The organism is Lactobacillus sp. ESL0703 (assembly GCF_029433435.1).
Taxonomy (GTDB): domain Bacteria; phylum Bacillota; class Bacilli; order Lactobacillales; family Lactobacillaceae; genus Lactobacillus.
Genome location: NZ_JAQTIB010000004.1, coordinates 1 through 24,382, shown reverse-complemented (window position 1 = coordinate 24,382; position 24,382 = coordinate 1). Strand labels below are relative to the sequence as shown.

The following is a 24,382-nucleotide window of genomic DNA, read 5'->3' as shown; positions in this document are numbered from 1 at the left end:
GTAAAGTCCTTAATTGGCTTTAGTTATTCTTTTTAAACGTTGCAATTACTTTGGTATAACGATCTTTTCCGTTAAGAATATTTTTAATTCGTAGTTCACAACAGCCAGCAAGAACAATTCCAACTAATAAAATCGTTAAAATCAGCACTTTACTGCTTTGATCTGAGACAAATGGGAAAAGATACTTTCCAATTGGAAGCTGTAACAAAATAATCAACAAGATATTCACAACGATTTGAATCAAAAAATAAATTCTAGTTATCGGCACATCTAAGTCGCGATTGTGCATTTTACTTAGCTGCTCAATCGCTGCTGCCGCCGCAAAAATTGTCATTATTGCGGCAACGATAATCCCAGCTATTCTTTTGTATGGTAATGAAAATATCAACCAAAATATATTTGTAAATAAGTACGCAGAAACCGAATACCTTAACATTAGATAGCGACTAAAATAAAGATATTTCAGATTATCTTCATATTTTTTACGAGCTATTTCATCCTTTTCATCGGCCATTTATAATGCCCCTTAACCGTTAATTAAATCTTCGGCTTGTTTAAGGACTTTTTCGCCATTCATCATGCCATATGCTTGCATATCAATTACGGCAACAGGAGTATCGGCACCATCTTTACCCTTGCCTTTAACCTTGTCCTTCATATCGTCTTCCATATAACGAACTTGTGGCCCTAGCAATACACAATCAATGGTCTCTTGATCCAAATGTTGTGGTGCTTCTGAAGCGGGACACGCAAAAATCTTCACATCAATGTTCTGCTTTTTTGCAGCTTCCTGCATCTTAGTAACCAACAAAGATGTGCTCATCCCTGCCGCACAATTCAACATAATTGTCTGTTCTGCCATAATATATCCTCCTAAAATGTATCCTATAGAGTTTGTTCTATGCAATACATTATAAAGCGCTTTCAATAAAAGTGCAAATAAATGTTAATTTTTTATATATCTTAAAAATCTTACTTGTGATAAAAATCCATTGTTATAAAATGTTAGTTGTAAACGTTATCAATGCTAACAGATTTTATAAGTGAGGTTTTTTATGTATTCAGCAAAAATGCCAGATGACTTTTTATGGGGTGGTGCCGTTGCCGCTCATCAATTAGAAGGTGCTTGGGACGAAGACAATAAAGGTGTGTCAATGGCCGATGTCATGACTGTTGGTTCCGCTACTAAACCCAGAGAAATAACTGATGGCGTTATTCCGGGAAAAAATTACCCTAACCACAGTGCAATTGACTTTTACCACCATTACGATGAAGACATCAAATTAATGGCTGAAATGGGCTTTAAAGCCTTTAGAACCTCAATTGCTTGGACTCGGATCTTTCCTAACGGCGACGAAGCAGAACCAAATGAGGCTGGACTGAAATTTTACGATAAATTATTCGACACTTGCCATAAGTATGGTGTTGAACCAGTCGTTACTTTATCCCACTTTGAAATGCCGTTTCATTTAGCCAAGAAATATAATGGCTTCACTAATCGAAAAGTAATTGATTTCTTCTTACGCTTTGCTACAGTCTGCTTCAAACGTTACCAAAATAAAGTTAAGTATTGGATGACTTTTAACGAAATTGACAATCAATCCGATTTCGGCAATGACTTCTCAATGGCCACTAATTCAGGCATTCTATTCAAAAAAGGAATGACGGATCAAGAAAAAGAAGCAGCCATGTTCCAAGCAGCTCATTATGAATTAGTTGCTTCGGCTCTAGCTGTCAATGTTGGTCATAAAATCAACCCTAACTTCCAAATTGGCTGCATGATTAATTACTCACCAGTTAGACCGTTAACGCCATCTTCTGACGATGTTTTACTAGCTGATAAATTTGAACAACGGCGTAATTGGTTCTCAGATGTTCATGCTTTTGGTGAATATCCTAAAGAAGTCGAAGCCTACATTGAGCGTCATGGTTATCGTCCTGACATTACGGATGAAGACCGTGTCGTTCTAAAAGAAGGCACTGTTGACTACATTGGTTTTAGTTATTACCAAACAACGACAGTTTCTGCCAAGAAAGTTAAGCCTGATGAACTCAGTAACTTGGCACAAGCAGTTGACGTTAACCCAACACTTGAACGCAGCGACTGGGGCTGGGAAATTGACCCAGAAGGTTTGCGGATTGCTCTCAACCACTTAACTGACCGCTATCATTTGCCATTGTTCATTGTGGAAAATGGCCTTGGTGCTTATGATAAAGTTGAAGCAGATGGTTCAATCCATGATGATTACCGTGTTGACTACTTACGCAAACACATTTCAGAAATGGAAAAAGCCGTTGCCCTTGATGGTGTTGACCTAATGGGTTACCTGCCTTGGGGACCAATTGACTTGGTATCTGCTGGAACTGGTCAAATGGATAAACGTTATGGCTTTATCTATGTTGATAAAAACGATGCGGGCGAAGGAACTCTGAAGCGGTCACGCAAGGATTCATTCTATTGGTATCAAAAAGTTATTAAGTCAAATGGTCAAGATTTAGATTAATAATTTAAAGCACACAAAAAGGTTTCTACAATTAATGTAGAAACCTTTTTATATTGTAATTAACAAATGTCAATAATAATTATTAAGGCATTGGACAACATGTGACCAAAAATAGACATTTTAAGATCATTGCTTTTATAATATATGTATCCTAGTCCTAGACCTAGAGTGAACCATTCCATGAGCTTCCAATTTATTATTCCTTCATGCATAAATGCAAATAAAAATGCAGTTATAGGTATTTTTATCCAAGCAGGAGTATCTTTTAAAATACCATTTTGTAATATGCCGCGAAATAAGAATTCTTCTAAAATAGGTCCAACAATAACATTTTCTATTAAAAAGAAGGGCTGTAATGGAAAGCCGATTGAAATCGATATTAAATAATTAGTAGTAGCAGCACTATTCTTTGACAGAAGATTAATTAATATTTCTATCAATAATGCCCCAATAATAACGATAATCGTAAATATAATCCATTTTAACTTAAAAGAAAAAAGCCTAATAGCTGCGCCATTCACCTTTCTATAAACATAAAAAACACTAAAAAATGCTATAAGTATTCCAAAAATCAATACTACTAAATGATTTACTAAATTAATATTGTACTTAGTTTCATTGGAATACAAAAACTCCGAACCTGCTGGAAATTGGATAATAAAGGCTAAAGGGAGAAGTAGGATAATTTTTAATAAGGTTAAGATGTATTTTCCGAATTTCTGTTTGTACATTTTTATTCCTCACAAAATAAACTAGTTATCGTAAAAGATAACTAGCTTACTTTATCTATAATTATATTCTCTACTTACAATACCGCTTTATTCAAATATCTATTCACTATCTTTTTCTAATGCATTAGCCTGGTATAATTTTTCATACAAATCTACCATTTCGCCTGCCAAATCTCTAAAAGTAATGGCATTCATCAAATGATCTTGTGAGTGAACAACTAGCAAAGTAACTTGGGTATGCTCACCCTGCGCTTCTTTGGTTAACATATCTGTTTGTGAATTATGAGCTTGAAGCAAAGAATCGTCAGCTTCTTTTAGCTTAGCTCTAGCAGTATCAATATCACCTTTTTTAGCAGCGCGAATCGCTTCAAATGCTAAACTCTTAGCATTACCACCATTGGCAATTAAGCCCATCGCTGCCATTAACGTTGCTTGTTCCGGATCTTCTGGAGTTTCTTCTTTAGCTGTGTTTTTTTCTTCAGTCATATTATCAATCTCCTAAATGTAATAAACATTGAATTATATGCCTTAATTATAGCGCTTTCATATAATAAGTAAACTTTTTATCAGCAATTTAGTACTATGCTTTTAACAGCCGCTTAGCCAAAGCAAAATTACCAACAGTCGCTGACCCATTATCGGCAATTGCCGGCATCACAATATATTTAGCTAAGTCTGGCACTTCAACATAACCATTTAACATCTTGGCAAAATCTCGGCGTACTTTTTGTAAAAATGCTTCACTAGTCACACCCCCGCCAAAGACAACCTTATCTGGTCGTAAAATCAGAGTTACTTGTAAAACGGCTTGTGCCACATAATAACTCATAATATCCCAGACAGGATTAGTCAATGGCACGTCCTTGCCCGCTTTGCCTAAGCGAGCTTCAAAAGTCGGCCCAGAAACAAGTCCCTCAAGGCAATCCTGATGATATGGACATACACCCTTAAAATTCAAGTCGTCTGAATGGCGCTTGAGTAAGACATGTCCCATTTCAGGATGCCCCAGAGAGCCAACCAGCTTGCCGTCAATAATCGCGCCACCGCCGACACCAGTGCCAATTGTGTAATAAACGAGTGAATCAATATCTTCATTGGATAATAATGACATGACATATTCGCCATATGCAGAGCCGTTAACATCCGTTGTAAAAAAGATCGGCACATTAACCTGCTGTTTAATGAAGCCAACAAAATCTGTATTTTGCCAGCCCTTCTTAGGAGTTGTAGTTATATAGCCATAATTAGCTGCTGTCTGGCGAATTTCAATTGGACCAAAAGAAGCAATACTAATTGCTGTTACCGGAAATTGCTTAAAATAATCTGCAGCTTTTTGCAAAGTTTCTTGGGGTGTGGTTGTCGGAAAAGTTATCGTATCTTTAACCTGATAATTTTCATTACCCACCGCACAAACAAACTTAGTCCCGCCAGCTTCAATTGAACCTAATAACATACTTTATCTCCTTCATTTACCAAACAGCAAACTTATCGCGTCTGTTAACAATTGCACTTTCATGTTACCTATTTTATAAAGCCCTTTCAAGTACAGATTTTATCTTTTATTGCAAAAATTATTGACCAAAATCGCAAAATATCGCCTGTTTTAGTGGTATTACAGCAAAAACTACAGTAAAATATTATTTGATAAAAAGGAGAGTCTGAATGTCTAAACTTGAAAAACCCGTCGTAATTGGGATTACCGGCGGTTCGGGTAGTGGTAAAACAACGATTGCCCACAAAATTGTTGACCAAATGCAAGAAAATGAACACGTCCTAATTATGACGCAAGATTCATACTACAAGGATAATACCGGTATTTCAATGAGCGAACGGATGAATATCAATTATGACCATCCTGATGCCTTCGATATTCCATTACTTAAAGCCCAAATCAATGACTTGCTTAACTACAAGCCAATTGAAATGCCCGTTTACGACTTTAAGGAACACACCAGAAGTGATGAAACTATTCACATTGAACCTGCTGATATCATTATTCTTGAAGGAATTTTGGTTTTAGCAAATGAGGAAATTCGGGACTTAATGGACATCAAAGTTTACGTTGATACCGATGACGACATTCGCTTTATCAGACGACTTGAACGAGATATTGATGAACGCGGGCGCTCAATTAACTCCGTAATTGAACAATACTTAGGCACAGTTAAGCCAATGTACCATCAATTTATTGAACCTACTAAACGTTACGCTGACATTATTATTCCCGAAGGCGGCGAAAATAACGTTGCAATCGACATGTTAACCACTAAGGTTCACGCAATTTTAAGAAAAGAAGCAGCTATCTAAAAAGGCCGAGGTAATTATCCTCGACCTTTTTGTTTAAAATCATGCTACTTTCGGCTTTAATGCGCGATCAAACAGGTTAGTAATTAACTTAACTAGTACCCCATCAAATAAAACTGACGAAAGGATACTGACAAAGAACATCACAATTTGCACCTTAACGGCAAATTTATACCAGCCATACATCAGATAACACGGAATAAAAAAGCCAAAACTAGCAAAAAATGAACCTGTCAGAACACTTCGCCATGAAAATCTTTGGTAGCGGGACTTTTTCGGGAAAAAGCCAATTTCATTGGTTAGTCCCTGCATTAGTCCCGAGACTACAGTGGTAATCCCCCATTGTCCACCGCAAGCCATCTCCACTATTGAAGCGAGCAGCTCTCCTACTAATCCTGAACCTTTTGTGGGGACAAAATACATTGCAAGAGGCGCGGCCATTAACCACAACCCTGCAAAAAAGGCGTCGGTTGCCGGGGCGTACCCTGTCGGCAGTAGTAACATTTTAACTAGGTTATAAAGGTCATTAGTGCCATAGGTATAAAAGATACCCATGAGAATACCAATCAAAGCAACCAAAATTACCGACTTAACATTCCATTTTGATGATCGTGTAAACATGATTTACCTCAATCTATGCCAGTCGCGGCTTCAATGTGCGATCAAACAGATTAGCGATTAATTTAACCAGTACGCCGTCAAAGACAAGCGCCGAAACCATATTGGTAATGAACATTACAATCTGAACCGTCATGTTAAATTTGCCCCAACTGTAAAGAATATATGACGGAATAAAAATTCCTAGTCCTGCAAAGAAGGCACCAATCATAACACTCTTCCAAGAAAATGCTTGATAACGTGAATTCTTGGGGAAAAAGCCGATTTCGTTAGTTGCACCTTGAATAAGCCCTGAAATAACAGTAATCGCGCCCCATTGACCGCCGATTGCCATTTCTACGATTGAAGCTAACACTTCGCCAATTGTCCCAGAACCAGCCGTTGGTACAAAATACATTGCTAAGGGTGCTGCCATTAGCCATAGGCCCGAAAAGACCGTGTCGGTCACTGGGGCGAAACCCGTAGGGACCAGTGCCATTTTTATAATGTTGTAAGCCCAATTAAAGCCGTAGGTATAAATTACCCCCATAATAATTCCAATCAACGCAACCAAAATTACCGATTTAACATTCCATTTTGATGATCTTGTGAACATAAAAAATACTCCTAACTAACTATTAAGTCAGAAGGAGTACAGTTAAATGCTTATTCAAACACTTCCCTAACGCAGGCATTGTCCTGTTCAGGTTCCAAGGGTAATTCTCAGCTAAGCGCACCCCTAGTGACTAAAATCTATTTATAGGTAGTATACCACAATGATAATTATTATAAAACCATTCTTTTACTTCACTAATTATTTGCCAGCTTTTTCAATCCAGGCAAGCTAATCATAATTATCAAGCTGATAATGTATAAACTTGATAAGAAACCCATGACAACCGTTAAGTTGTAGTGATCCATCAAGATACCAATCACAACTGATGAAAACCCGCCAATTGCACGGCCAATATTAACAATAATATTGTTCGCACTCGAGCGAATTTCTGTTGGGTACAGCCGGCTAATTACCGCACCGTAACCACCGAACATCCCATTAGAAAAGAAGCCGACAATCGCCCCAATGATAAGCAAAGTTACCATGTTGGTGGCCAAACTTAAAGTATAAACCATAATGGCTGAACCAATTAAGAAGATACCGAAGGCCCGCCGCGGACCAAAATGATCGAAAATGGTGCCGAAGGTCATCATTCCAATGCTCATTCCAATAATCGTTGCAATCATCCATAAACTTGAATTGGCAACATTCAAATTTAATTGCTTCTGTACGATTGTTGGCAGCCAGTTCATTAAACCAAAGTAACCAGCAATTTGGACTGTCATCATAATCATCAAGCCAATACTCTGCCAAGCAAGCCGCGGTGTTGCAAACATCTTGCGGGCAACATTGGTTAACAGTGAACCCTTTTCTTCTGCCTTAGCCGTTAAAAATTGCTTACTCTCATGCAGGTGTTTTCTAATGAAAACCGTTAAGACTACCGGCACAATACCAACTAAAAACAACATGTGCCAGCCAGCAGTTGGAATAATCCATGCCGCAATTAGCGCCGCGAAGATTGCCCCCACCTGACCGCCAACTGCTGCAATTGAGGTCATTTTACCAATTTCCTTCTTCGGAAAAGCCTCGGCAATTAATGCAATCCCAACACCATATTCACCGCCAGCACCAATTCCGGCCAAAAAACGGAGGGCATAAATCAAGTAGATGTTATTGGCAAAGGCCATACAGGCTGTCGCTACCGCAAAAATAATCACGGTATGGCTGAAAGTTTTAACGCGGCCGATTTTATCGCCCAACATACCAAAGGCAATCCCGCCAAACAACATCCCCAAATTAGTAATCGACGAAATTAACCCTGCAGCACCACCAGATAGGTGCAGGTCAGCAATCATCGAACTCATCGCAAACGATAGAAAAAGCACATCCATGTTCTCTAACATAAATCCCGATGAAGTCGACGCGATGGTCCACTTCTGATCTGTAGTTAGTGCATGACTGTGCTCATTAGTTGTATCCATATTTAATTCCTCCGAAACAAGCGCTCTCTGTCGCCTAATTATTTCTTTGGAACATTATTTTACTCGTTTAATAATTTTTTGCAACTAAAATATTAAATTTACTTAAAATTGGCTGAAACTAGCTAATTTTTCAGTAGTTAAATCACGAATAATTGCCACTGTCATTTCAACAGCTGCCTTGAAATCTTGGTAGGCACTAAAGCAATACGGTGAATGCTCGTAACGAACTGGAATACCAATTACAATTGTCGGTGCCCCATTTTCATAATAAATTGCGGCACCATCTTGGCCGCCACCAGTTCTAACTGACCGCGTATAAGGAATGTGATTCTTATCAGCTACATCACAAGCATATTGCTGGAACTTAGGATTAGGCAAGAATGACGTATCCATGTCACGCATCATTGGTCCGTGCTTTAAGGCAGTTTGTGAAAGCCAATCAGGAGTAAAGGTATCATCAGCTGGACAAGATTCCAGCACGATACCCAAGTCGGGCTTAACAGTGCGAGCTGTAACATAAGCTCCGCGCAAGCCAACTTCTTCTTGACTTGACAGTGCAGCGACAACGTTAAATGGCGTTTCTTCGCCATCTAATGTTTCCAAAACATCAGCCATGGCTGCAGCACCAAAACGGTCATCAAAGTCCTTGCCAAAAAACAAACCCGACTTTTCGTTATATTCACACTTAACATCAACAAAAATTGGACAACCAGTGTCAATCTTATAGTCGTTCAATGTTTCTTCACGTGAACTCGAACCAACATCAATCGACATATCAGCTACATCGGGCACATTATTGCGTTCAGCTTCCGTCATAAAGTGTGGTGGCTTAGTGGCTACAACGCCGGGGATATATTCACCATCACGATTTTTAATTCGAACCCGCAGTGCTGGAATATTATACTTAACCCAGCCGCCTAATGGAACAAACTTAATCATGCCGTTAGGTCTAACTGCCTGAGTGATAAACCCGACTGAGTCTGAGTGGGCATCAAGCTGAATAACGGGCCGCCCCGCCTTATTTTCCTTCTTAGAAGCATAAGCATTTAACATGCCGTCAACCTTAACGTTGGCAAAATCTTTGACTGTTTCGGTAAACAACTTAACAAACTCTCCTTCAAATCCTGAAGTTGAATTTGCATCCGAAAAAGCTTTTAACATTTTTATTTCTTGTTCTTTTTCCATTCTGCTTAACCTTTCATGCAAAAAATATTTACTTATATTGTAGCAAAAATAGTCACGTAAAATTAAAATATTTAAGTTATTTTTCAGATAAAAAGCGATTTTTTAATTTAAGTAAAATATTAGCAATTAAATCCGCGCAAACCCCCGTAAAAAGTGTAAATCTAGCTACTTTTTATGCAAAAGAATGATATAATCGAATCTATTAGGAATCTTGAATTAGTTGAAGTGAAGGGTAGATAAATGCCAAAAAACGACAATATTAATAGAATTATTGACCATAAATTATTTACTGAAGACGATATTCACCAAATGTGTGTCCGCCTAGGCAAACAATTGACTGAAGATTATGCCGGCAAGAAGCCGCTGATTGTTGGGGCACTTAAAGGTGCGATTTTCTTTTTAACTGATTTGGTCCGTGAAATGGACGTTGAAGAAGAAATCGACTTTATGGACGTTTCCAGTTATGGCGATGGTTTTGTTTCTTCAGGTAAGGTTGATTTAATTACCGACCTGACTACTGATGTTAAGGATCGTGATGTCTTAATCGTTGAAGATATTGTCGACACTGGGCTTACCTTAAAATATATGAAAGACATGCTTAAAGAGCGCGGCGCTAAGAGTGTTAAGTGCTGCGTGCTTCTTAACAAGGAAGCTAACCGCGCTACTGATGTCGAAATTGAATATTACGGCTCAAAGGTTGGCAATGAATTTGTCGTTGGTTATGGTCTAGACTTCATGAATGCCTTTCGCAATATCAAATATATCGGCGTTTTAAAGCCCGAAGTAATCAAGCTAGCTGATAACAAATAATTTTATAATAAAAAAAGCGTTACTTAATCAAAGTAACGCTTTTTTGTTAGCCTAATTTTATTCTTCTTTATTCATTGCAGGCTCTTTAGCTAACCGTTTGACGATAAACCAACGCATAAAGCCCTGTTCAATATTATCTAGTGTGAACGAAAATCCTTCAAACTCAACAGATTCATCCTTTTTTAAGTCTGGATAATGTTCCATCATATAACCACCAATAGTGATGATATCACTATTTTGAAAACTCTTTAAATCAGTTCTGAAATAGCGTTCAAAATCATACAAGGTCGTTTTCCCAGAAACATGAATATTGCCTTCCGCATCCTTAATGATGTAATCATCGGAAACGTCATCAATCTCATCCTTAACTGTACCGAATAATTCTTCATAGATATCTTTATCGGTCACAACGCCGCTGGTACCGCCATATTCATCGACAACCAAGACAATCGGCGTGTGTTTCTTAATCATTAAATGCAAGACATCCTGAATTGGCATCGACTCCGGCACCGTAATCATTGTCCGAATAATCCGCGTCACTGGCACGTGGGCATCAATGCGGCTCTGTTGAACCACATCAAAGGCATAAATATAACCAACAATATCGTCCTTATTATTATCACGAACTACCGGCAGCCTGCTTGCGCCTTCTTCAAGATACATTTCTAACGCCTGAGCAATTGTATCACTCGAATCAATCACAATTAACCGTGTCCGATCCGTCATAATGTCCTTAGCGACCTTATCGTTTAGTTCAAAGGCACGTTTCATGTAGGTTAAATCATTTTTATCAAGAGAGCCGCCGTGCACGGCTTTACGCGATAACTTGATAATTTCGGATTGTGAATAAACCTGATTTTCTTCATCAGCGGGTTTAAAACCCAAAACCTTTAACAAGCCATTCGAGCTAGTATTAAGCAGCCACACGAACGGATAAACCAAGGTATGAAATGCCTGCAGTGGCGTCGCTAATTTCAGCAGCATTTTAACCGGCATATCAATGGCAATATTTTTAGGGACGATTTCCGTAATGACAACCTCTAAATATGTCAGTAGAATAACGCCTAGCAGTGCGCTTACCGACCTGACAAGCGAAGGGTTTAGATGCGCTAGATTTAATAAATCTGCAAACAAAGTTGCGAATGTATCAGCAGAAAACCAACCTAAAACAACCCCCACAAGCGTTGTCCCCACCTGCGTGGTTGATAAGTATTCATTTAAATTGTGAACCATGTGCAACGCGCGCTTTACCTTGCGGCGATTGCCGGTATTATTTGTCAGCATATCTTCCAGCTGACTTGATCGAGTTTGGACTAATGCAAACTCTGCGGCAACAAAGAACGCCGCAAAGACAAAAATCACCAAAGTCGCTATTAAGTAAGTAATTATTTGGGCTATACTCAAAATTTGTCACCTTTTTGTCAAAAAATTCTATCCTTTATTTTAGCATCAATAGCGCACTTTTAATCATCAAAATTAATCTTACTTGACAAACTTATAAATCTTTTCGAATGGCAATCTTGCTGGGTAATACTTCGGATCATTAACTTCCGCCGCATTATCTTTATAACCTAGACCAATAGCCATGCCCACAAGTTCATTTTCCGGAATTTGTGCATATTTACGCACCAGTTCTGGATAAGCAACCATTGAGTGCGCCGGCATCACTGCCAGTCCCTCATCAAGTGCCAAAAGCATGATACTTTGAGCAAAAATACCTAAGTCAAACACCGACCATGCAGGCGAAGTCCGCGGAATTGTCATGAATGCTACATCCTGAGCGTTAAACATCGTGTCATTAGATTGGGTAAACAATTCTATCTTATTATTGTAAAAGTACGGCTGCGATGCACCTACCGTTGCCAAACTTTGACTTGGATAAGCATCCCAGTTGAGCGACAAAATCGTAGCAAAATCTTCATGCGGGTCAACGCCTTCCTTAATCTTTTGCATGACTTCTTCTTTCAAGTTGCTCAAGGCATCACCGGTTACCATATATATCCGCCAAGGTTGTGAATTAAGTAATGACGGTGACAGCTGGGCCTTTTTAATAATTTTCGCAAGCAGCTTCTCGTTAACCTTCCGATTGGAAAACTTACGCGTCACGCGTTCATGATTATATACGTCCTTAAATTCCATTTAAAATTCAAATCCTAACATTTTAGTTTATTAAACATTATTTTCTCTAGTGAAACAACATAACTCTATTATACCACCGCTAAAATTTGGCTTAATCCAATATTCAACTAAAACAATTTAACAATCTTATTGCTTAACTTATGAGCAATATATACAATGACAATATTAACAAATGATACATGATTATGCCAAAAAATAACAGTCACAAAATAATTTTTTTGGTAATTGAATAATTACAATACCTGCTTAAAATCTAATTGTAGTCGTCGAACTAGCTATTAACAATATCTTGCCATATGCAAAAAGAAGTTTGATTAGTATAACTAATCAAACTTCTTTTTAAACTTTATATTGGCGTCGAAGCTCACGCTCCTGATCGCGTTTTTTAATTGTTTCGCGCTTATCATATTGCTTCTTACCCTGACCAACACCAATTAGAATCTTAGCAAAGCCGTGTTTCAAATACACTTTAAGTGGAACAATTGTTACCCCACGCTCAGCTTGCTCTTTAGCTAGTCGCGTTAATTCTTTTTTATGTAAAAGCAACCGGCGGCTGCGCAAGGGTTCATGATTATAACGATTGCCTTGCTTATACTCGCTAATATGCACATTTTCTAAAAAAGCAGAACCATTAATTACCTGCACGTAGCCGTCACGCAAACTAATCCGCCGCGCACGCACCGACTTAATTTCTGTTCCCGTCAGTGCAATCCCGGCTTCGTATGTTTCCTTGATGAAATAATCATGATGCGCTTTTTTGTTTTGCGCGATTAAATTTTCATTTTTTTCTTTCATCGGCTTGTGGTCCTAATGCTTGTACTTACTAAAATGCGGATGGTTGCCATTCTTACGGAAACCATTCCGGCTGCTGCCGTTATGACCGCCGCGATGGCCGTGGTCGTTATGGAAGCCGCGGCTGCCGCGACGCCGATTATTGTTACCTCGATCATGATGTGGATGCTTTGGCGCATTTGGATCATAAACTTCAAAGTCTAATTGATGCTGCTCAATGTTGGCATTAATTAAGGTGACCTTGATCGGCATCCCAACACGATATTGCTTATGCGTGCCACGCCCAGTTAAGGTTAAGCTCTTCTCGTTAAAGCTATAAAAATCATCATTCAAATTCGAAATATGAATCAAGCCTTCAACCGTATTTGGCAATTGGATAAACATCCCAAAACTTGTTACCGAAGAAACCACCGCATCAAAATGTTGGCCAACTTGATCGGCCATGAACTCGGTCATCTTCAAATCATTAACTTCTCGCTCGGTATCAATCGAAACTCGTTCTTGAGTTGAAGTTTGATCGGCAACATCCGGCAAGTAGCTAGCAAAATGCTGCTGAACTTCCTTACCAGTTCCTTGGTCGCTGTATGCATGGATCATACGGTGAACCATCAAATCAGAATACCGTCTGATTGGCGAAGTAAAGTGGGTATAGAATTTCGCAGCCAAGCCAAAGTGGCCTAATGCTTCTTCTGAATAATGTGCTTGCTTTAAGCTGCGCAACATCATCATTTGAACGACTGCTTCCTCAGGTGTTCCCATTGTCTTAGCAACTACCTTTTGCAAGTCAATTGGCTTGATGTGGTTCGGGTCAGCCTTAATATCCAACCCAAAGGCACTACAAAATTCAAAGAAGTTCTTAATCCGTTCACCATCAGGAGTTTCATGAACCCGGTACAAAAATGGCACGTGCTTTTTGAAGAAGTCTTCAGCTACAGTTTCATTGGCCACCAGCATGAATGATTCGATCATCTTTTCAGCAGTACCCCGATTATGCAAAACGATGTCTGTTGGCTTGCCTTGCTCATCAACAATAATCTTAGCTTCTGGCTCTTCAAAGTCAATCGCACCGCGTTGGTGACGCTTTTGATATAACGCATTGTGCAATTCTGCCATGTCTTGCAGCATCGGCCACAATTTAACATATTTTTCTTCTAACTCGTCAGTGTTATCAGGATCAAGTGCTTGGTTAACCTTGTTATAAGTTAAGCGACCATGTGACCGCATCACGGATGAATGGATCCGGTAATTTACCCGCTCACCTTCTGGGGTAAATTCCATTTCACAGGATAAAACCAGCCGGTCTTGGTCTTCATTAAGTGAACAAATCCCATTTGATAACCGGAATGGGAGCATCGGGATTACGCGGTCAACCAAATAAGTACTGTTGCCACGCGCAAAAGCTTCCTCGTCCAGCGGCGTTTTTTCCTTAATATAATGAGATACATCGGCAATATGAACACCCAAATGATAATTGCCGTTAGGTAATTTCCATAAAACTACCGCATCGTCGAAGTCCTTAGAATCATCACCGTCAATTGTGACAGCTGGCTGATCGGTAATATCTTCGCGGTTATCCCATTCCTCTGGCTCAATATGGTCAGGAATAGCATTAGCCTGATCCATTGCATCTTGAGGCCATTCAGTGCGAACATCATGTGCAGAAACAATGGACATAATATCAACGCCGGGATCGTTCTTGTTACCAATAATCTCAATTACCACACCAGCCATTGAGTCCGGATTGTCTTCACTCGGATAGTTAGCAATTGAGACCTTAACCATGTCGCCCATTTGCGGGTGCAGGCCATTTTCACCAACATAAACGCGATACTTATGCAGCTTCTTATTGGTACTCAAAACATACCCTAAAAAGTGACTAACCTTAACTTGCGCATCAGTTATTGGGTGAAATTCACCAACTAATGTATCCAGACTGCGCTCAATAATTTCCTGAACTTGACCTTCTGGTCCCTTGCCATTCCAAGGATTACCACCAGCCGTAATCTTAACGCGGACCTTGTCGCCGTCAACAGCGTACGCGGTATAATCGCTGGCAATAAAAATATCATCGGCTTCTTCATCTTCTAGTTTGACAAAGCCAAAGCCCTTATCATTAGCCCGAAATGACCCTTCAACAATGGTATTTTCTTCGGCTAATTGATAATGACCATTACCGTCAGTAATAATTTTCTTTTCTTGTTCCAAAAAGGAGAGTGCCTTGACAATATCAGAAAAACTGCCGAGGCGATCACGCCGCAGCATTCTGTCAATTTGCTCTACTTGGTATTGTTTTTTGGGATTATGGCGAAAGATTTCTAAAACATTAGCTAAAATTTTTTCGTTTTGTGCCATGCACTAATCTCCATTCCTTATTAAAAAATATAAAAAAAGTCCTCCCCAACACACTTGATCGGGAGGAACTAAAACTTACTTTGAAGACAAATAAGCTAACACAATAGCAAAAGCGAAAAAGAGAACCAACAAAACTGCTGTAACTTTTTCCATAAATGCTTCAAAACCACGTTTCTTCGTTTGGCCACTAAAAACTGCGCCGCCTGATAGGGCATTCAATGCATCCTGCTGCTTTTGCGGCTGCATCATTGTTGCAATAACAATTAAAATTGAAACAATAATTAGTAGCGTCATAAATAAATTGTACAATGCGCTGCCTCCAATATACAGATCGATTACTTACAAAGTTTATCATAAAAGACGGCTTTTTTCGAGTATTTATTTTTCAAGTTCCGGCGCATCCGTCTTAAATTGTTTCTGCGTCGTCTTCTTATGATTTTGGTACCACAAAGAAGTTTTGTTAGGACTAAATAGCTTCTTTAGTGCCTTGTCCTTATTATAGTCATAATCATTAGCTTTGACCTTTTTAAACCACTTAGGCTTATAAAAGCGCAGCAAATTACCATCAATCACTCGATCAGACAAGGATAACTGCGTGGTTACCCGATTAGAAATTGCCATCAAATGCAACTTCAACTTCTTATCAGGGTCCACAATTTCCATGCCCGTCTTAGTATCATAATAGGTCCCGCCAACTTTAGCGTATTGCGGCGTAATGAAGTCGCCGTTACGCTGCGCCACAATCTGTGGTGCCTGCTTGCTAAGCAAGTCATGGCCAAATTGAATCGTGCCTCTGTCATTAATTCCTAATAGGTTAAGCAGAGTTGGCAAAACATCAATTTCACCGCCATAAGTCTTATCAATGCCACCTTTAAGTCCCGTCATATGAAACATCAACGGCACCCGTTGAAACTTCAAATTGTCAAAGTCGGTGAATTCATCCTGCTTTAACAATTGGGCACTAGCCTTATGGTGGTTGCCGGAAATACCGTAATGGTCACCGTACATCACAATCAGGGTCTTTTTATCAAGCCCTGTTTTCTTCAGCCAATGCATTAACTGACCAATTGCTTGATCCAAATAATGCGCGGTCTGAACATAACCATCAACGGTTTCATCCCCCGTATCCGTTTTATCAATCGACTGGTTTTTCTTGTCAATCTCATACGGATAGTGGTTCGTTACCGTAATCATCTTTAAGTAGAACGGCTGCGGCAGACGCTCAATGTACTTAATCGACTGGTTAAAAAAGATCTTATCCTTTAACCCATAACCGATATAATACTTTGGTTTATTTTGATAATATGACAACGGCATAAAATACTGGTAACCGAACTGCTTGTAGGCGTTATTCCGATTCCAAAACGAACCTGCGCCGCCATGCATCACGGCTGTCGTATAACCACCTTGCTGGTTTAAAATTGCCGGCGCACTTTCAAAGGTGTTTGACGTGCCGTAACTTGACATTGCCGACCCTGACTGCAGGCCATAGAGTGAATTTTCCAACATCATTTCCGCATCTGATGTCTTCCCCTGACCAACTTGGTTATAAAAATTAGCAAAGCTCAAGGTATCTTTGGCATGATACAACTTGTTCAGGTTAGGCGTAACTGCCTTGCCCTTCCACTTGTAGCCAATTAAAAACTGTTGAAAACTCTCAAGGTGGATTACTAGAACATTTTTGCCCTTAGCAACGCCGGTATACTGCGAATTAGGCTTCACATAGTTGGCCTTCAAATATTTTTGGACGGAGCCAAGATCGGAAACATTGGCCTTGGCCATCTGTGCGCTTGTTTGGGCAGTTTTAAAACCGTCATAAACAGCATACTCGTTCATTCCCAGATACTTAACAATGTAGTTATTGTCAAACGTCCTTGTTAATAATCCCGACCGGTCTTTTTGCGCCATTTTTAGGTTTAGACCAATCATCATAATTGCCAAAACCTCAACTAACACGTTGAACCTAAGTTTAAGCGGCCGCAAATCATACTTAATGACTTTACCGCATAACAACCCAATAATCACTGCAACATCGAGTAAGGCTAAAAAGTCGGTTGCATGGGTTATCCCCACGATACTCTTCCCTAAGTTATCCGCGGTCGAGCCTGAAGTCTTAATAATTGATAAGGACAAAAAGTTGGAAAACTCACGGTAGTACAAGATGTTGGCAAACAGCCACAGACTTAATACCAGGTCAATCACAATAATAATCCAATACGACTTGCGTCCCTTAAAAAACAGGCCGATCCCTAATAATAATAGTCCCGCTGGCAGCGGATTAAGCAGGAGCAAAAAGTTCTGCATTGAGCCAACTGCACCCAAGTTGAATTTCGTTAAGTAAATTGCATATGTTTTCAGCCAAAAGGCAACTAAAACAGTAATGAAAAAGCCTAGCTTGGTTTCTGTCAGCCATTGCAAAAAAGACTTGATCCGTGTCATTCTATTCTCCTCTCACCATGCTAATATACTACGCTAAAGCTTGATTAAACAAAGTGATTTTAGCAAAAATTAATTATTTGGGGGACTTGGAATCTTCCGTGGTTTAAAAATCCAGCCAAAGATTCCCAATATCATTCCAAAGAAGTAGGTCACAAACCGCCACAAGAACATCCCCAAAATCAAGGTACCATTTGACGAGATAAAAGTTGAAAACAGTGTTTGAAAACTGTATTCAGCCCCACCAGACGCACCGGGAATTGGAATAATTGCCATAAACATGATAATCATAATATTCATTTGCGTGACGCTGACCCAATCGGCCGGAACATTGAGTGCCACCAGCACCATGTAGGGAATTGAATAAAAGCATGCTAGCTGCAAAACGGTAAATAGCGCGCTCAACAGCAGCTTCTTTTTTTCTTTTTTTAATTCTTGGCTTTCACGATAAAAGGTATCAATCTTCGCCATCGTGTTTTGCCGCCAAACAGCCACTCTTTCAGGATTAACCACTTTAGCCAGCAAGTTCATCATCCAGTTAGCCGCATTTTTGGTCCACTGATAAGCAAATAAAGCCGCCAAGAGAAGCACAATGGAACTGACGTGAATTAAAAAGCCAATAGCGATAAAAAATGCTAACCCGCCAAATTTAGCAGCTACCATGTGAAAGCCGCTAATGATCGTAACAACATAGGCAATAAAAACCACGATTTGGTAAATGATAAACTTCATCAATAGCAATGAAGTTGCCCGACCGCCTTCGATTCCCATCTGCACCATTGCCGCTAACTGCGACGGTTGACCACCAGTAGACATTGGGGTAATCGCATTAAACAGTGCTTGAATTATTGGTATCCGCAAAAATGACCAGCTGGAGCGTTTCGGCTCGTTTTTACGTTTTGCTAAAACCGCCAAAATACTAGCTTCAAAAACGTACGACAGAAGCATTAAGCCAAATACTGCAATAAGTCCCCAAAAATTAATATTCTGGGCCGCTGCACGCAACTGAGCAACAGGTGTCTCCTTTAAATCAACAAATAAAACACCACCGCTGATAAGTAAAACAATTAGGATGCCCCATAAGTGTTTTTTATTCATTAGCGAATCTGCCCCAACTTTTTACCCAAGTCGTATTGTTCATGATAAAATTCATTCCAAATTTCGGCTAAATGATCTTCAGAGTATTTTTGGCTGGCCAAATCTGATAGCTTACTGTACTTATTAAGTAGAGCCTGGTCGCCAGCTGCGCGCTGCAATTGAGCATTCATCTCAGCAAAATCATGACCGCTCATGTAATAGCCGTCAATAATTGCTTGATAGAGGTCCAAATCACGCAACAGAACCGGCGTACCACAACTAAAGGCTTCCAGTACTGACATTGGGAATAACTCGTCATAGGACGGTAAAACAAACAAATCAGCGATATTCAAATAATCAACCAATTTTGCCCGGTCAATAATTCCGGTAAATTTAAGGTTTTGCGGCGGATCATCAACTAGCGCCTTGAAGTGCTCGTAGCCATCGGTAATCTTACCAAAGGAAAAGCCACCGGCCCAAATAAACTGAATATCAGGATTTGCCAGTGCCATTTTGGCAAAATCATCAACGCCTTTACGTTCCTGAACTTGTCCGTCACCAAAAACCACAAACTTATCTCGCGGAATACCTAATTCATGACGAAAAGCGTCCTTTTGTTCTTGACTCTCGGGATAAAACTCGTCCTTAGAAACAAAATTAGGAATGTACTTAACCCGCTCGCGTTTAATGCCATACTTAACTAATTTATCGATAAAAATCGGATTAACAACGACAATCTGATCCATGCGCTTATAAAAGTCAATGACATAGCGATAAAAGACGCTTTTGGCAACCCCTGGCAACTTAATTGAACCTTCCAGCGTTTCTGGCAAAAAATGGACATAACCAATTTTACGGCCGCGGCTGTGTGAAAAGCTGTTAGCAAAATAAGTCGGATTAATCGTATGGTAATGCGTTAAGTCGCTTGCACCATACTTATTATTTGTCACATAAAATTCGTCAACTAATCGCGTTCTTAACAGGCTTAATAATTCGTTATAGGCCGAGCCAACGCCCTGCCCCTCAACTGATGCAGCCTGTGAGAACATATTTATTCTAATCATTTGAATCCTCTTTGCGCTTTTCTTGATAATTAGCAATCACATCTTGATAAAACTCACAAACACAATTACCAAAATGTTCTGCCGAAATCTGCTTAAGTTTGTTATCCAATTTAGCCTGTGGAATTTGAAAATTGCCCTTTTGCAAATAAGTCAAAATCTCCTTGAGCATCTCGCTTTGACTGGTAAAAACCTGTCCCAAATCAGGATCATCAAAGACATGTTCCGTATAATCAGTATCATAGACAACAGACTTCGTGCCTGCTGCTAAAGCTTCAATGTATGTTAGGCCTTGAGTTTCCGTATCACTGGCTGAAACAAACAGGTTCGCCATCTGATAATATGAACCAACATCTTCATGCGGCACATTTCCGGCGAAAATCACGTAATCTTCAAGTGTCAGCCGCTCAACCTGCTGCTTTAATACGGCAACGTCGGGACCATCACCGGCAATCACCAGCCGAATCTTAGGAAATTCATCAACGATTTCTGGCATAACATTTAAAATGCGGTCAATCTTTTTCTCGCCAGCAATTCGGCTTAACGTTAATAACACTGGACTATCGGCAGCGATGCCTAATTCCTGCCGAATATCACGAGTCGGCTTCTGGTTCATCTCATTAACGGCTACACCGGTCGGAATAACTCTCATTGGTATAGTTACACCATAGCGATGCAATAACGCCTCTACGCGCTCACTAGGCGCGATTACGCCGTCCATATTTTTGAGAAAGACATTGGTAAATTGCTTAACGTGATATGGCCTAAGTAAATGACCGTTCAAAACGTAATGCAAATAGTCCTCATACATCGTATGATAAGTGTGGATTGCCGGGATTTTAAGTTGATGTGCAACATATTTGCCAATCATTCCCAGTGCAAACTCTGTTTGCGTGTGGACAACATCCAATTTAACTTCCCGTGCTACCTTAGTAGCTTCAAAAAAGCCACGGAAAGCAATTCGCCGATCAGTAAACGAAATAAAGGGAATACTGCTAAACCGAAAAACGTTAGCTTCAACTGTTCCCTTTTTGACATGTGGGTCAGTTGTCGTAAAAATAAATACATTGTGTCCCTGAGCCTCAAGTGCATCTTTGAGTGTCTTGATTGATGTCGCAACACCACTAATCTGTGGGAAATATGTATCGGTAAAAATACCAATATTCATTTGCCTACCTCCATATACTGGTATTATAAAGATTCCGCATTACTTGTGCAATTTTTATAAGCAAAATTATTAATTGTAAAACAAAAGCAGCTCCCAGATGGGAGCTGCTTCTAATTTATAGCGGTGATCGGGGTCGAACCGATATGTCCGAAAAGGACACCAGATTTTGAGTCTGACGCGTCTGCCAATTCCGCCACACCGCCATGATATTCAATTATTAATCAATAGTTCTAGCAATGAACCATAAGGCGGGGATCGGATTTGAACCGACGATTAAGGTTTTGCAGACCTCTGCCTTACCACTTGGCTACACCGCCATCAGCTATTTTAAATAATAGATTGGGATAGCTGGATTCGAACCAGCGCATAATAGAGTCAAAGTCTAGTGCCTTACCGCTTGGCTATATCCCAATACTAGGGCGGAATATGGGATTCGAACCCATGTATGCCGGATCCACAAACCGGTGTGTTAACCCCTTCACCAATTCCGCCATGAAGGTAAACAGGGATAGTAGGAATTGAACCCACACTAGCGGTTTTGGAGACCGATGTACTACCTTTATACGATATCCCTATTATGGAGGAAGGTGGATTCGAACCGCCGAACTCAGAGAGAGCGGTTTTACAGACCGCCGCGTTTAGCCACTTCGCTATTCCTCCAGGCTGATGGCGCGGGACGGAATCGAACCGCCGACACAAGGAGCTTCAATCCTTTGCTCTACCAACTGAGCTACCGAGCCATCTTACGGTCCATATCAGATTTGAACTGATGATCTTCTCCGTGACAGGGAGACGAGATAAACCACTGCTCCAATGGACCATATTGCGGGAGATGGATTTGAACCACCGACCTTCGGGTTATGAGCCCGACGAGCTACCTAACTGCTCCATCCCGCGATGTTTTGAAAGGAGGATGTGGGATTTGAACCCACGCACGAGAAACCCGTCTAACGGTTTTCAAAACCGTCCCCTTAAGCCACTTGGGTAATCCTCCATAATGTAAAAAATAAAATACCAATATTGTTGGTAATGACCCGTACGGGATTTGAACCCATGTTACCGCCGTGAAAGGGCGATGTCTTAACCACTTGACCAACGGGTCATATTTGTTTTCTTCTTAATATATAAGACGCTTAATTATAATACCTAATATTGATTAAAAAGTCAACTGTTTTATTTTTGTAATTCAGAGCTATCAAGCGATACCTCAATCACAACGTTATTAATAATACAGGATTAGTCGTCATCTTGCAAGACTTTTATGCAAAAATATTTTGTTTTTTATTTAGAAAGCGCATTAAGCCTAATTTATCAATGCTTTTATATATCATTTTTAGCTAAGTTCCTAGAGCTAATAGCAATTTGGCTGCTAATTATTAGTGTCAACAAGATTATTTTACCTATAGAATTAATTTTTTTGCTGACTAATTTTAGTAACAAATTATTTTAGTTAAAAAGAAATTTCTAATCATTATCTATAATTGCTACTTAACAGTTTGTTTGCTTGCTTTGCTTCATAACAAATAAATTATGTATAACTTAATTTTAATGCCTTTTTAGCCATTTTATCTCAAAGCTCATGAATAAGCTTAATATTGCTGTTATTCTCCCCTATAAGCTATTAATAAGAAACAGAATAAGCAATTTAAAGTAAAGAAAACAAAAAAAGCGAATCTTGAATTAACAAGATTCGCTTATACTACGGAGACTGAGGGATTCGAACTCTCGCACCGGAATAACCCGATCTACACCCTTAGCAGGGGCGCCTCTTCAGCCACTTGAGTAAGTCTCCAATGGGCCTAAATGGACTTGAACCATCGACCTCACGCTTATCAGGCGTGCGCTCTAACCAGCTGAGCTATAGGCCCATTAAAGCGGGTAACGAGAATCGGACTCGCGACTAAAGCTTGGAAGGCTTTCGTTTTACCACTAAACCATACCCGCAACAAATTAATATAATATAATGGCGCGGGACGGAATCGAACCGCCGACACAAGGAGCTTCAATCCTTTGCTCTACCAACTGAGCTACCGAGCCATCTTACGGTCCATATCAGATTTGAACTGATGATCTTCTCCGTGACAGGGAGACGAGATAAACCACTGCTCCAATGGACCATATTGCGGGAGATGGATTTGAACCACCGACCTTCGGGTTATGAGCCCGACGAGCTACCTAACTGCTCCATCCCGCGATGTTTAAAAAATAAAAGTACAAAATCCAGTTTATGGACCTTGTAGGACTCGAACCTACGACAGGACGGTTATGAGCCGTCTGCTCTAACCAACTGAGCTAAAGGTCCAAGCTCTAGTATAGCGGCGGGGGGGATCGAACCCTCGACCTCCCGGGTATGAACCGGACGCTCTAGCCAGCTGAGCTACACCGCCAAAAAATATTAAAGTAATCAATATAAGATTACAATCGGGAAGACAGGATTCGAACCTGCGACCCCCTGGTCCCAAACCAGGTGCTCTACCAAACTGAGCCACTTCCCGAGATAATGCGCCCTGAAGGATTTGAACCTTCAACCTTCTGATTCGTAGTCAGACACTCTATCCAGTTGCGCTAAGGGCGCGTCATTATATGCCGAGGACCGGAGTCGAACCGGTACGATTGAAACCAATCGCGGGATTTTAAGTCCCGTGCGTCTGCCAATTCCGCCACCCCGGCAAGTAATGAAGCGGAAGACGGGATTCGAACCCGCGACCCCCACCATGGCAAGGTGATGTTCTACCACTGAACTACTTCCGCGTAATATATAAATGCCGATTATACGATTTGAACGTACGACCCCCTGTTTACAAGACAGATGCTCTACCAACTGAGCTAAATCGGCAAGATGTAAATATGGTATATAATATTGGCAAATACGGGTGGTGGGACTTGAACCCACACGTCCTGAAACACTAGAACCTAAATCTAGCGCGTCTGCCAATTCCGCCACACCCGCAAAATGGGGCCATGAGTCGTGACGGGCTTGAACCGTCGACCCTCTGATTAAAAGTCAGATGCTCTACCGACTGAGCTAACGACTCGGTATGGAGGATACAGGGCTCGAACCTGTGACCTCCTGCTTGTAAGGCAGATGCTCTCCCAGCTGAGCTAATCCTCCAAAGCACGGCAGCGTCCTACCCTCGCAGGCAGTCTCCCACCAACTACTCTCGGCGTGAAGAAGCTTAACTACTGTGT

21 protein-coding genes, 27 tRNA genes and 1 riboswitch are annotated in these 24,382 nt (G+C 40.3%); of the genes, 3 read left to right on the top strand and 45 right to left on the bottom strand.

Annotated features, from left to right (window positions below):
• Positions 1-19 precede the first annotated feature (19 nt).
• Both PT278_RS06345 and PT278_RS06340 read right to left on the bottom strand, forming a co-directional pair.
• Positions 20-514, bottom strand: a complete 495-nt coding sequence (locus PT278_RS06345) for a PTS cellobiose transporter subunit IIA (protein ID WP_277131056.1) — start codon at positions 512-514, stop codon at positions 20-22.
• A 12-nt stretch (positions 515-526) separates the two neighbouring features.
• On the bottom strand, positions 527-862 hold the full coding sequence (locus PT278_RS06340) for a PTS sugar transporter subunit IIB (protein ID WP_277131054.1): 336 nt from the start codon (positions 860-862) through the stop codon (positions 527-529).
• 193 nt (positions 863-1,055) lie between these two features.
• On the opposite strand from PT278_RS06340, the gene PT278_RS06335 reads away from it, so the two are divergent.
• The gene (locus tag PT278_RS06335; RefSeq protein ID WP_277131053.1) at positions 1,056-2,504 is read left to right on the top strand and encodes a 6-phospho-beta-glucosidase; all 1,449 of its coding nucleotides are present in this window, start codon (positions 1,056-1,058) and stop codon (positions 2,502-2,504) included.
• Between the two features lie 59 nt (positions 2,505-2,563).
• Here the strand turns inward: PT278_RS06335 and PT278_RS06330 are convergent, their stop codons facing one another.
• The 3 genes from PT278_RS06330 to scrK form a co-directional block, all read right to left on the bottom strand.
• Entirely contained in the window at positions 2,564-3,235 is a 672-nt protein-coding gene (locus PT278_RS06330; protein ID WP_277131052.1) for a CPBP family intramembrane glutamic endopeptidase, read from the bottom strand.
• Positions 3,236-3,334: 99 nt separating this feature from the next.
• Positions 3,335-3,721 carry a PTS lactose/cellobiose transporter subunit IIA gene (locus tag PT278_RS06325; RefSeq protein ID WP_277131051.1) on the bottom strand — a complete coding sequence of 129 codons (387 nt, stop codon included), beginning with the start codon at positions 3,719-3,721 and terminating at the stop codon, positions 3,335-3,337.
• A 94-nt stretch (positions 3,722-3,815) separates the two neighbouring features.
• Positions 3,816-4,688: a fructokinase ScrK gene (gene scrK, locus PT278_RS06320; RefSeq protein WP_277131050.1), complete on the bottom strand. Its 873-nt coding sequence runs from the start codon at positions 4,686-4,688 to the stop codon at positions 3,816-3,818.
• Positions 4,689-4,897: 209 nt separating this feature from the next.
• On the opposite strand from scrK, the gene udk reads away from it, so the two are divergent.
• Positions 4,898-5,542 carry a uridine kinase gene (gene udk, locus PT278_RS06315; RefSeq protein WP_277131049.1) on the top strand — a complete coding sequence of 215 codons (645 nt, stop codon included), beginning with the start codon at positions 4,898-4,900 and terminating at the stop codon, positions 5,540-5,542.
• Positions 5,543-5,581: 39 nt separating this feature from the next.
• Here udk and PT278_RS06310 read toward each other — a convergent pair whose 3' ends face one another.
• From PT278_RS06310 to PT278_RS06295, 4 genes are all read right to left on the bottom strand, one after another.
• Positions 5,582-6,160 (bottom strand): ECF transporter S component, encoded by a 579-nt coding sequence (locus tag PT278_RS06310; protein ID WP_277131048.1) that lies wholly within the window; start codon positions 6,158-6,160, stop codon positions 5,582-5,584.
• 13 nt (positions 6,161-6,173) lie between these two features.
• Positions 6,174-6,752: an ECF transporter S component gene (locus tag PT278_RS06305; RefSeq protein WP_277131047.1), complete on the bottom strand. Its 579-nt coding sequence runs from the start codon at positions 6,750-6,752 to the stop codon at positions 6,174-6,176.
• A 46-nt stretch (positions 6,753-6,798) separates the two neighbouring features.
• Positions 6,799-6,887: riboswitch (TPP riboswitch) on the bottom strand.
• Between the two features lie 59 nt (positions 6,888-6,946).
• Positions 6,947-8,173 (bottom strand): MFS transporter, encoded by a 1,227-nt coding sequence (locus PT278_RS06300; protein WP_277131046.1) that lies wholly within the window; start codon positions 8,171-8,173, stop codon positions 6,947-6,949.
• A gap of 102 nt (positions 8,174-8,275) precedes the next feature.
• On the bottom strand, positions 8,276-9,358 hold the full coding sequence (locus PT278_RS06295) for a M42 family peptidase (RefSeq protein ID WP_277131045.1): 1,083 nt from the start codon (positions 9,356-9,358) through the stop codon (positions 8,276-8,278).
• Between the two features lie 240 nt (positions 9,359-9,598).
• Here PT278_RS06295 and hpt point away from each other — a divergent pair, with 240 nt between their 5' ends.
• Positions 9,599-10,168, top strand: coding sequence for a hypoxanthine phosphoribosyltransferase (gene hpt, locus PT278_RS06290; RefSeq protein WP_277131044.1), 570 nt, complete (start codon positions 9,599-9,601; stop codon positions 10,166-10,168).
• 57 nt (positions 10,169-10,225) lie between these two features.
• On the opposite strand, the gene PT278_RS06285 is transcribed toward hpt, so the two are convergent.
• The 36 genes from PT278_RS06285 to PT278_RS06110 all read right to left on the bottom strand — a co-directional run bounded on the left by PT278_RS06285 (position 10,226) and on the right by PT278_RS06110 (position 24,305).
• Positions 10,226-11,572 (bottom strand): hemolysin family protein, encoded by a 1,347-nt coding sequence (locus PT278_RS06285; protein WP_277131043.1) that lies wholly within the window; start codon positions 11,570-11,572, stop codon positions 10,226-10,228.
• 78 nt (positions 11,573-11,650) lie between these two features.
• Complete coding sequence (locus PT278_RS06280; protein WP_277131041.1) at positions 11,651-12,307, bottom strand: nitroreductase; 657 nt, start codon at positions 12,305-12,307, stop codon at positions 11,651-11,653.
• 339 nt (positions 12,308-12,646) lie between these two features.
• The gene (gene smpB / locus PT278_RS06275) at positions 12,647-13,102 is read right to left on the bottom strand and encodes an SsrA-binding protein SmpB (RefSeq protein WP_277131040.1); all 456 of its coding nucleotides are present in this window, start codon (positions 13,100-13,102) and stop codon (positions 12,647-12,649) included.
• Between the two features lie 12 nt (positions 13,103-13,114).
• Positions 13,115-15,451: a ribonuclease R gene (gene rnr, locus PT278_RS06270; protein ID WP_277131038.1), complete on the bottom strand. Its 2,337-nt coding sequence runs from the start codon at positions 15,449-15,451 to the stop codon at positions 13,115-13,117.
• Between the two features lie 75 nt (positions 15,452-15,526).
• Positions 15,527-15,760, bottom strand: coding sequence for a preprotein translocase subunit SecG (secG, locus tag PT278_RS06265; RefSeq protein WP_038521563.1), 234 nt, complete (start codon positions 15,758-15,760; stop codon positions 15,527-15,529).
• A 69-nt stretch (positions 15,761-15,829) separates the two neighbouring features.
• Positions 15,830-17,890 carry an LTA synthase family protein gene (locus tag PT278_RS06260; RefSeq protein ID WP_277131034.1) on the bottom strand — a complete coding sequence of 687 codons (2,061 nt, stop codon included), beginning with the start codon at positions 17,888-17,890 and terminating at the stop codon, positions 15,830-15,832.
• Positions 17,891-17,959: 69 nt separating this feature from the next.
• Positions 17,960-18,985 (bottom strand): lysylphosphatidylglycerol synthase transmembrane domain-containing protein, encoded by a 1,026-nt coding sequence (locus tag PT278_RS06255; protein WP_277131032.1) that lies wholly within the window; start codon positions 18,983-18,985, stop codon positions 17,960-17,962.
• A complete protein-coding gene (locus PT278_RS06250; RefSeq protein WP_277131031.1) occupies positions 18,985-20,028 on the bottom strand; it encodes a glycosyltransferase family 4 protein in 1,044 nt (347 codons plus the stop codon). The genes PT278_RS06255 and PT278_RS06250 overlap by 1 nt, the downstream gene beginning before the upstream one ends.
• A complete protein-coding gene (locus PT278_RS06245; RefSeq protein ID WP_277131029.1) occupies positions 20,021-21,193 on the bottom strand; it encodes a glycosyltransferase family 4 protein in 1,173 nt (390 codons plus the stop codon). The genes PT278_RS06250 and PT278_RS06245 overlap by 8 nt, the downstream gene beginning before the upstream one ends.
• A 118-nt stretch (positions 21,194-21,311) precedes the next feature.
• Positions 21,312-21,396: transfer RNA gene (locus tag PT278_RS06240), tRNA-Leu, on the bottom strand.
• 43 nt (positions 21,397-21,439) lie between these two features.
• Positions 21,440-21,510: transfer RNA gene (locus tag PT278_RS06235), tRNA-Cys, on the bottom strand.
• 22 nt (positions 21,511-21,532) lie between these two features.
• Positions 21,533-21,604: transfer RNA gene (locus PT278_RS06230), tRNA-Gln, on the bottom strand.
• Positions 21,605-21,611: 7 nt separating this feature from the next.
• Positions 21,612-21,684, bottom strand: a tRNA-His gene (locus tag PT278_RS06225).
• Positions 21,685-21,696: 12 nt separating this feature from the next.
• A tRNA-Trp gene (locus PT278_RS06220) sits at positions 21,697-21,767 on the bottom strand.
• A gap of 4 nt (positions 21,768-21,771) precedes the next feature.
• A tRNA-Tyr gene (locus PT278_RS06215) sits at positions 21,772-21,853 on the bottom strand.
• Between the two features lie 7 nt (positions 21,854-21,860).
• Positions 21,861-21,933 (bottom strand) — tRNA-Phe (locus PT278_RS06210).
• A gap of 6 nt (positions 21,934-21,939) precedes the next feature.
• Positions 21,940-22,013, bottom strand: a tRNA-Asp gene (locus PT278_RS06205).
• A gap of 3 nt (positions 22,014-22,016) precedes the next feature.
• Positions 22,017-22,090, bottom strand: a tRNA-Met gene (locus tag PT278_RS06200).
• 10 nt (positions 22,091-22,100) lie between these two features.
• Positions 22,101-22,187 (bottom strand) — tRNA-Ser (locus tag PT278_RS06195).
• 36 nt (positions 22,188-22,223) lie between these two features.
• Positions 22,224-22,295, bottom strand: a tRNA-Glu gene (locus tag PT278_RS06190).
• 600 nt (positions 22,296-22,895) lie between these two features.
• Positions 22,896-22,985 (bottom strand) — tRNA-Ser (locus tag PT278_RS06185).
• Between the two features lie 2 nt (positions 22,986-22,987).
• A tRNA-Ile gene (locus tag PT278_RS06180) sits at positions 22,988-23,061 on the bottom strand.
• A gap of 5 nt (positions 23,062-23,066) precedes the next feature.
• A tRNA-Gly gene (locus tag PT278_RS06175) sits at positions 23,067-23,137 on the bottom strand.
• A 20-nt stretch (positions 23,138-23,157) separates the two neighbouring features.
• A tRNA-Phe gene (locus tag PT278_RS06170) sits at positions 23,158-23,230 on the bottom strand.
• Between the two features lie 6 nt (positions 23,231-23,236).
• Positions 23,237-23,310: transfer RNA gene (locus tag PT278_RS06165), tRNA-Asp, on the bottom strand.
• A gap of 3 nt (positions 23,311-23,313) precedes the next feature.
• Positions 23,314-23,387 (bottom strand) — tRNA-Met (locus PT278_RS06160).
• A gap of 34 nt (positions 23,388-23,421) precedes the next feature.
• Positions 23,422-23,495: transfer RNA gene (locus tag PT278_RS06155), tRNA-Ile, on the bottom strand.
• A gap of 11 nt (positions 23,496-23,506) precedes the next feature.
• Positions 23,507-23,580 (bottom strand) — tRNA-Met (locus PT278_RS06150).
• Between the two features lie 34 nt (positions 23,581-23,614).
• Positions 23,615-23,688, bottom strand: a tRNA-Pro gene (locus PT278_RS06145).
• A gap of 6 nt (positions 23,689-23,694) precedes the next feature.
• Positions 23,695-23,768 (bottom strand) — tRNA-Arg (locus PT278_RS06140).
• A 9-nt stretch (positions 23,769-23,777) separates the two neighbouring features.
• A tRNA-Leu gene (locus PT278_RS06135) sits at positions 23,778-23,863 on the bottom strand.
• A 9-nt stretch (positions 23,864-23,872) separates the two neighbouring features.
• A tRNA-Gly gene (locus PT278_RS06130) sits at positions 23,873-23,944 on the bottom strand.
• Positions 23,945-23,956: 12 nt separating this feature from the next.
• Positions 23,957-24,029: transfer RNA gene (locus PT278_RS06125), tRNA-Thr, on the bottom strand.
• 32 nt (positions 24,030-24,061) lie between these two features.
• A tRNA-Leu gene (locus tag PT278_RS06120) sits at positions 24,062-24,143 on the bottom strand.
• 12 nt (positions 24,144-24,155) lie between these two features.
• Positions 24,156-24,228 (bottom strand) — tRNA-Lys (locus PT278_RS06115).
• A 4-nt stretch (positions 24,229-24,232) separates the two neighbouring features.
• Positions 24,233-24,305: transfer RNA gene (locus PT278_RS06110), tRNA-Val, on the bottom strand.
• Positions 24,306-24,382 lie beyond the last annotated feature (77 nt).

Bases quoted from the DNA above. Each gene is read 5' to 3' on its own strand.
- PT278_RS06345 (WP_277131056.1), bottom strand. From the start codon at position 514: ATGGCCGATGAAAAGGATGAAATAGCTCGTAAAAAATATGAAGATAAT.
- PT278_RS06340 (WP_277131054.1), bottom strand. From the start codon at position 862: ATGGCAGAACAGACAATTATGTTGAATTGTGCGGCAGGGATGAGCACA.
- PT278_RS06335 (WP_277131053.1), top strand. From the start codon at position 1,056: ATGTATTCAGCAAAAATGCCAGATGACTTTTTATGGGGTGGTGCCGTT.
- PT278_RS06330 (WP_277131052.1), bottom strand. From the start codon at position 3,235: ATGTACAAACAGAAATTCGGAAAATACATCTTAACCTTATTAAAAATT.
- PT278_RS06325 (WP_277131051.1), bottom strand. From the start codon at position 3,721: ATGACTGAAGAAAAAAACACAGCTAAAGAAGAAACTCCAGAAGATCCG.
- scrK (WP_277131050.1), bottom strand. From the start codon at position 4,688: ATGTTATTAGGTTCAATTGAAGCTGGCGGGACTAAGTTTGTTTGTGCG.
- udk (WP_277131049.1), top strand. From the start codon at position 4,898: ATGTCTAAACTTGAAAAACCCGTCGTAATTGGGATTACCGGCGGTTCG.
- PT278_RS06310 (WP_277131048.1), bottom strand. From the start codon at position 6,160: ATGTTTACACGATCATCAAAATGGAATGTTAAGTCGGTAATTTTGGTT.
- PT278_RS06305 (WP_277131047.1), bottom strand. From the start codon at position 6,752: ATGTTCACAAGATCATCAAAATGGAATGTTAAATCGGTAATTTTGGTT.
- PT278_RS06300 (WP_277131046.1), bottom strand. From the start codon at position 8,173: ATGGATACAACTAATGAGCACAGTCATGCACTAACTACAGATCAGAAG.
- PT278_RS06295 (WP_277131045.1), bottom strand. From the start codon at position 9,358: ATGGAAAAAGAACAAGAAATAAAAATGTTAAAAGCTTTTTCGGATGCA.
- hpt (WP_277131044.1), top strand. From the start codon at position 9,599: ATGCCAAAAAACGACAATATTAATAGAATTATTGACCATAAATTATTT.
- PT278_RS06280 (WP_277131041.1), bottom strand. From the start codon at position 12,307: ATGGAATTTAAGGACGTATATAATCATGAACGCGTGACGCGTAAGTTT.
- smpB (WP_277131040.1), bottom strand. From the start codon at position 13,102: ATGAAAGAAAAAAATGAAAATTTAATCGCGCAAAACAAAAAAGCGCAT.
- rnr (WP_277131038.1), bottom strand. From the start codon at position 15,451: ATGGCACAAAACGAAAAAATTTTAGCTAATGTTTTAGAAATCTTTCGC.
- PT278_RS06260 (WP_277131034.1), bottom strand. From the start codon at position 17,890: ATGACACGGATCAAGTCTTTTTTGCAATGGCTGACAGAAACCAAGCTA.
- PT278_RS06255 (WP_277131032.1), bottom strand. From the start codon at position 18,985: ATGAATAAAAAACACTTATGGGGCATCCTAATTGTTTTACTTATCAGC.
- PT278_RS06250 (WP_277131031.1), bottom strand. From the start codon at position 20,028: ATGATTAGAATAAATATGTTCTCACAGGCTGCATCAGTTGAGGGGCAG.
- PT278_RS06245 (WP_277131029.1), bottom strand. From the start codon at position 21,193: ATGAATATTGGTATTTTTACCGATACATATTTCCCACAGATTAGTGGT.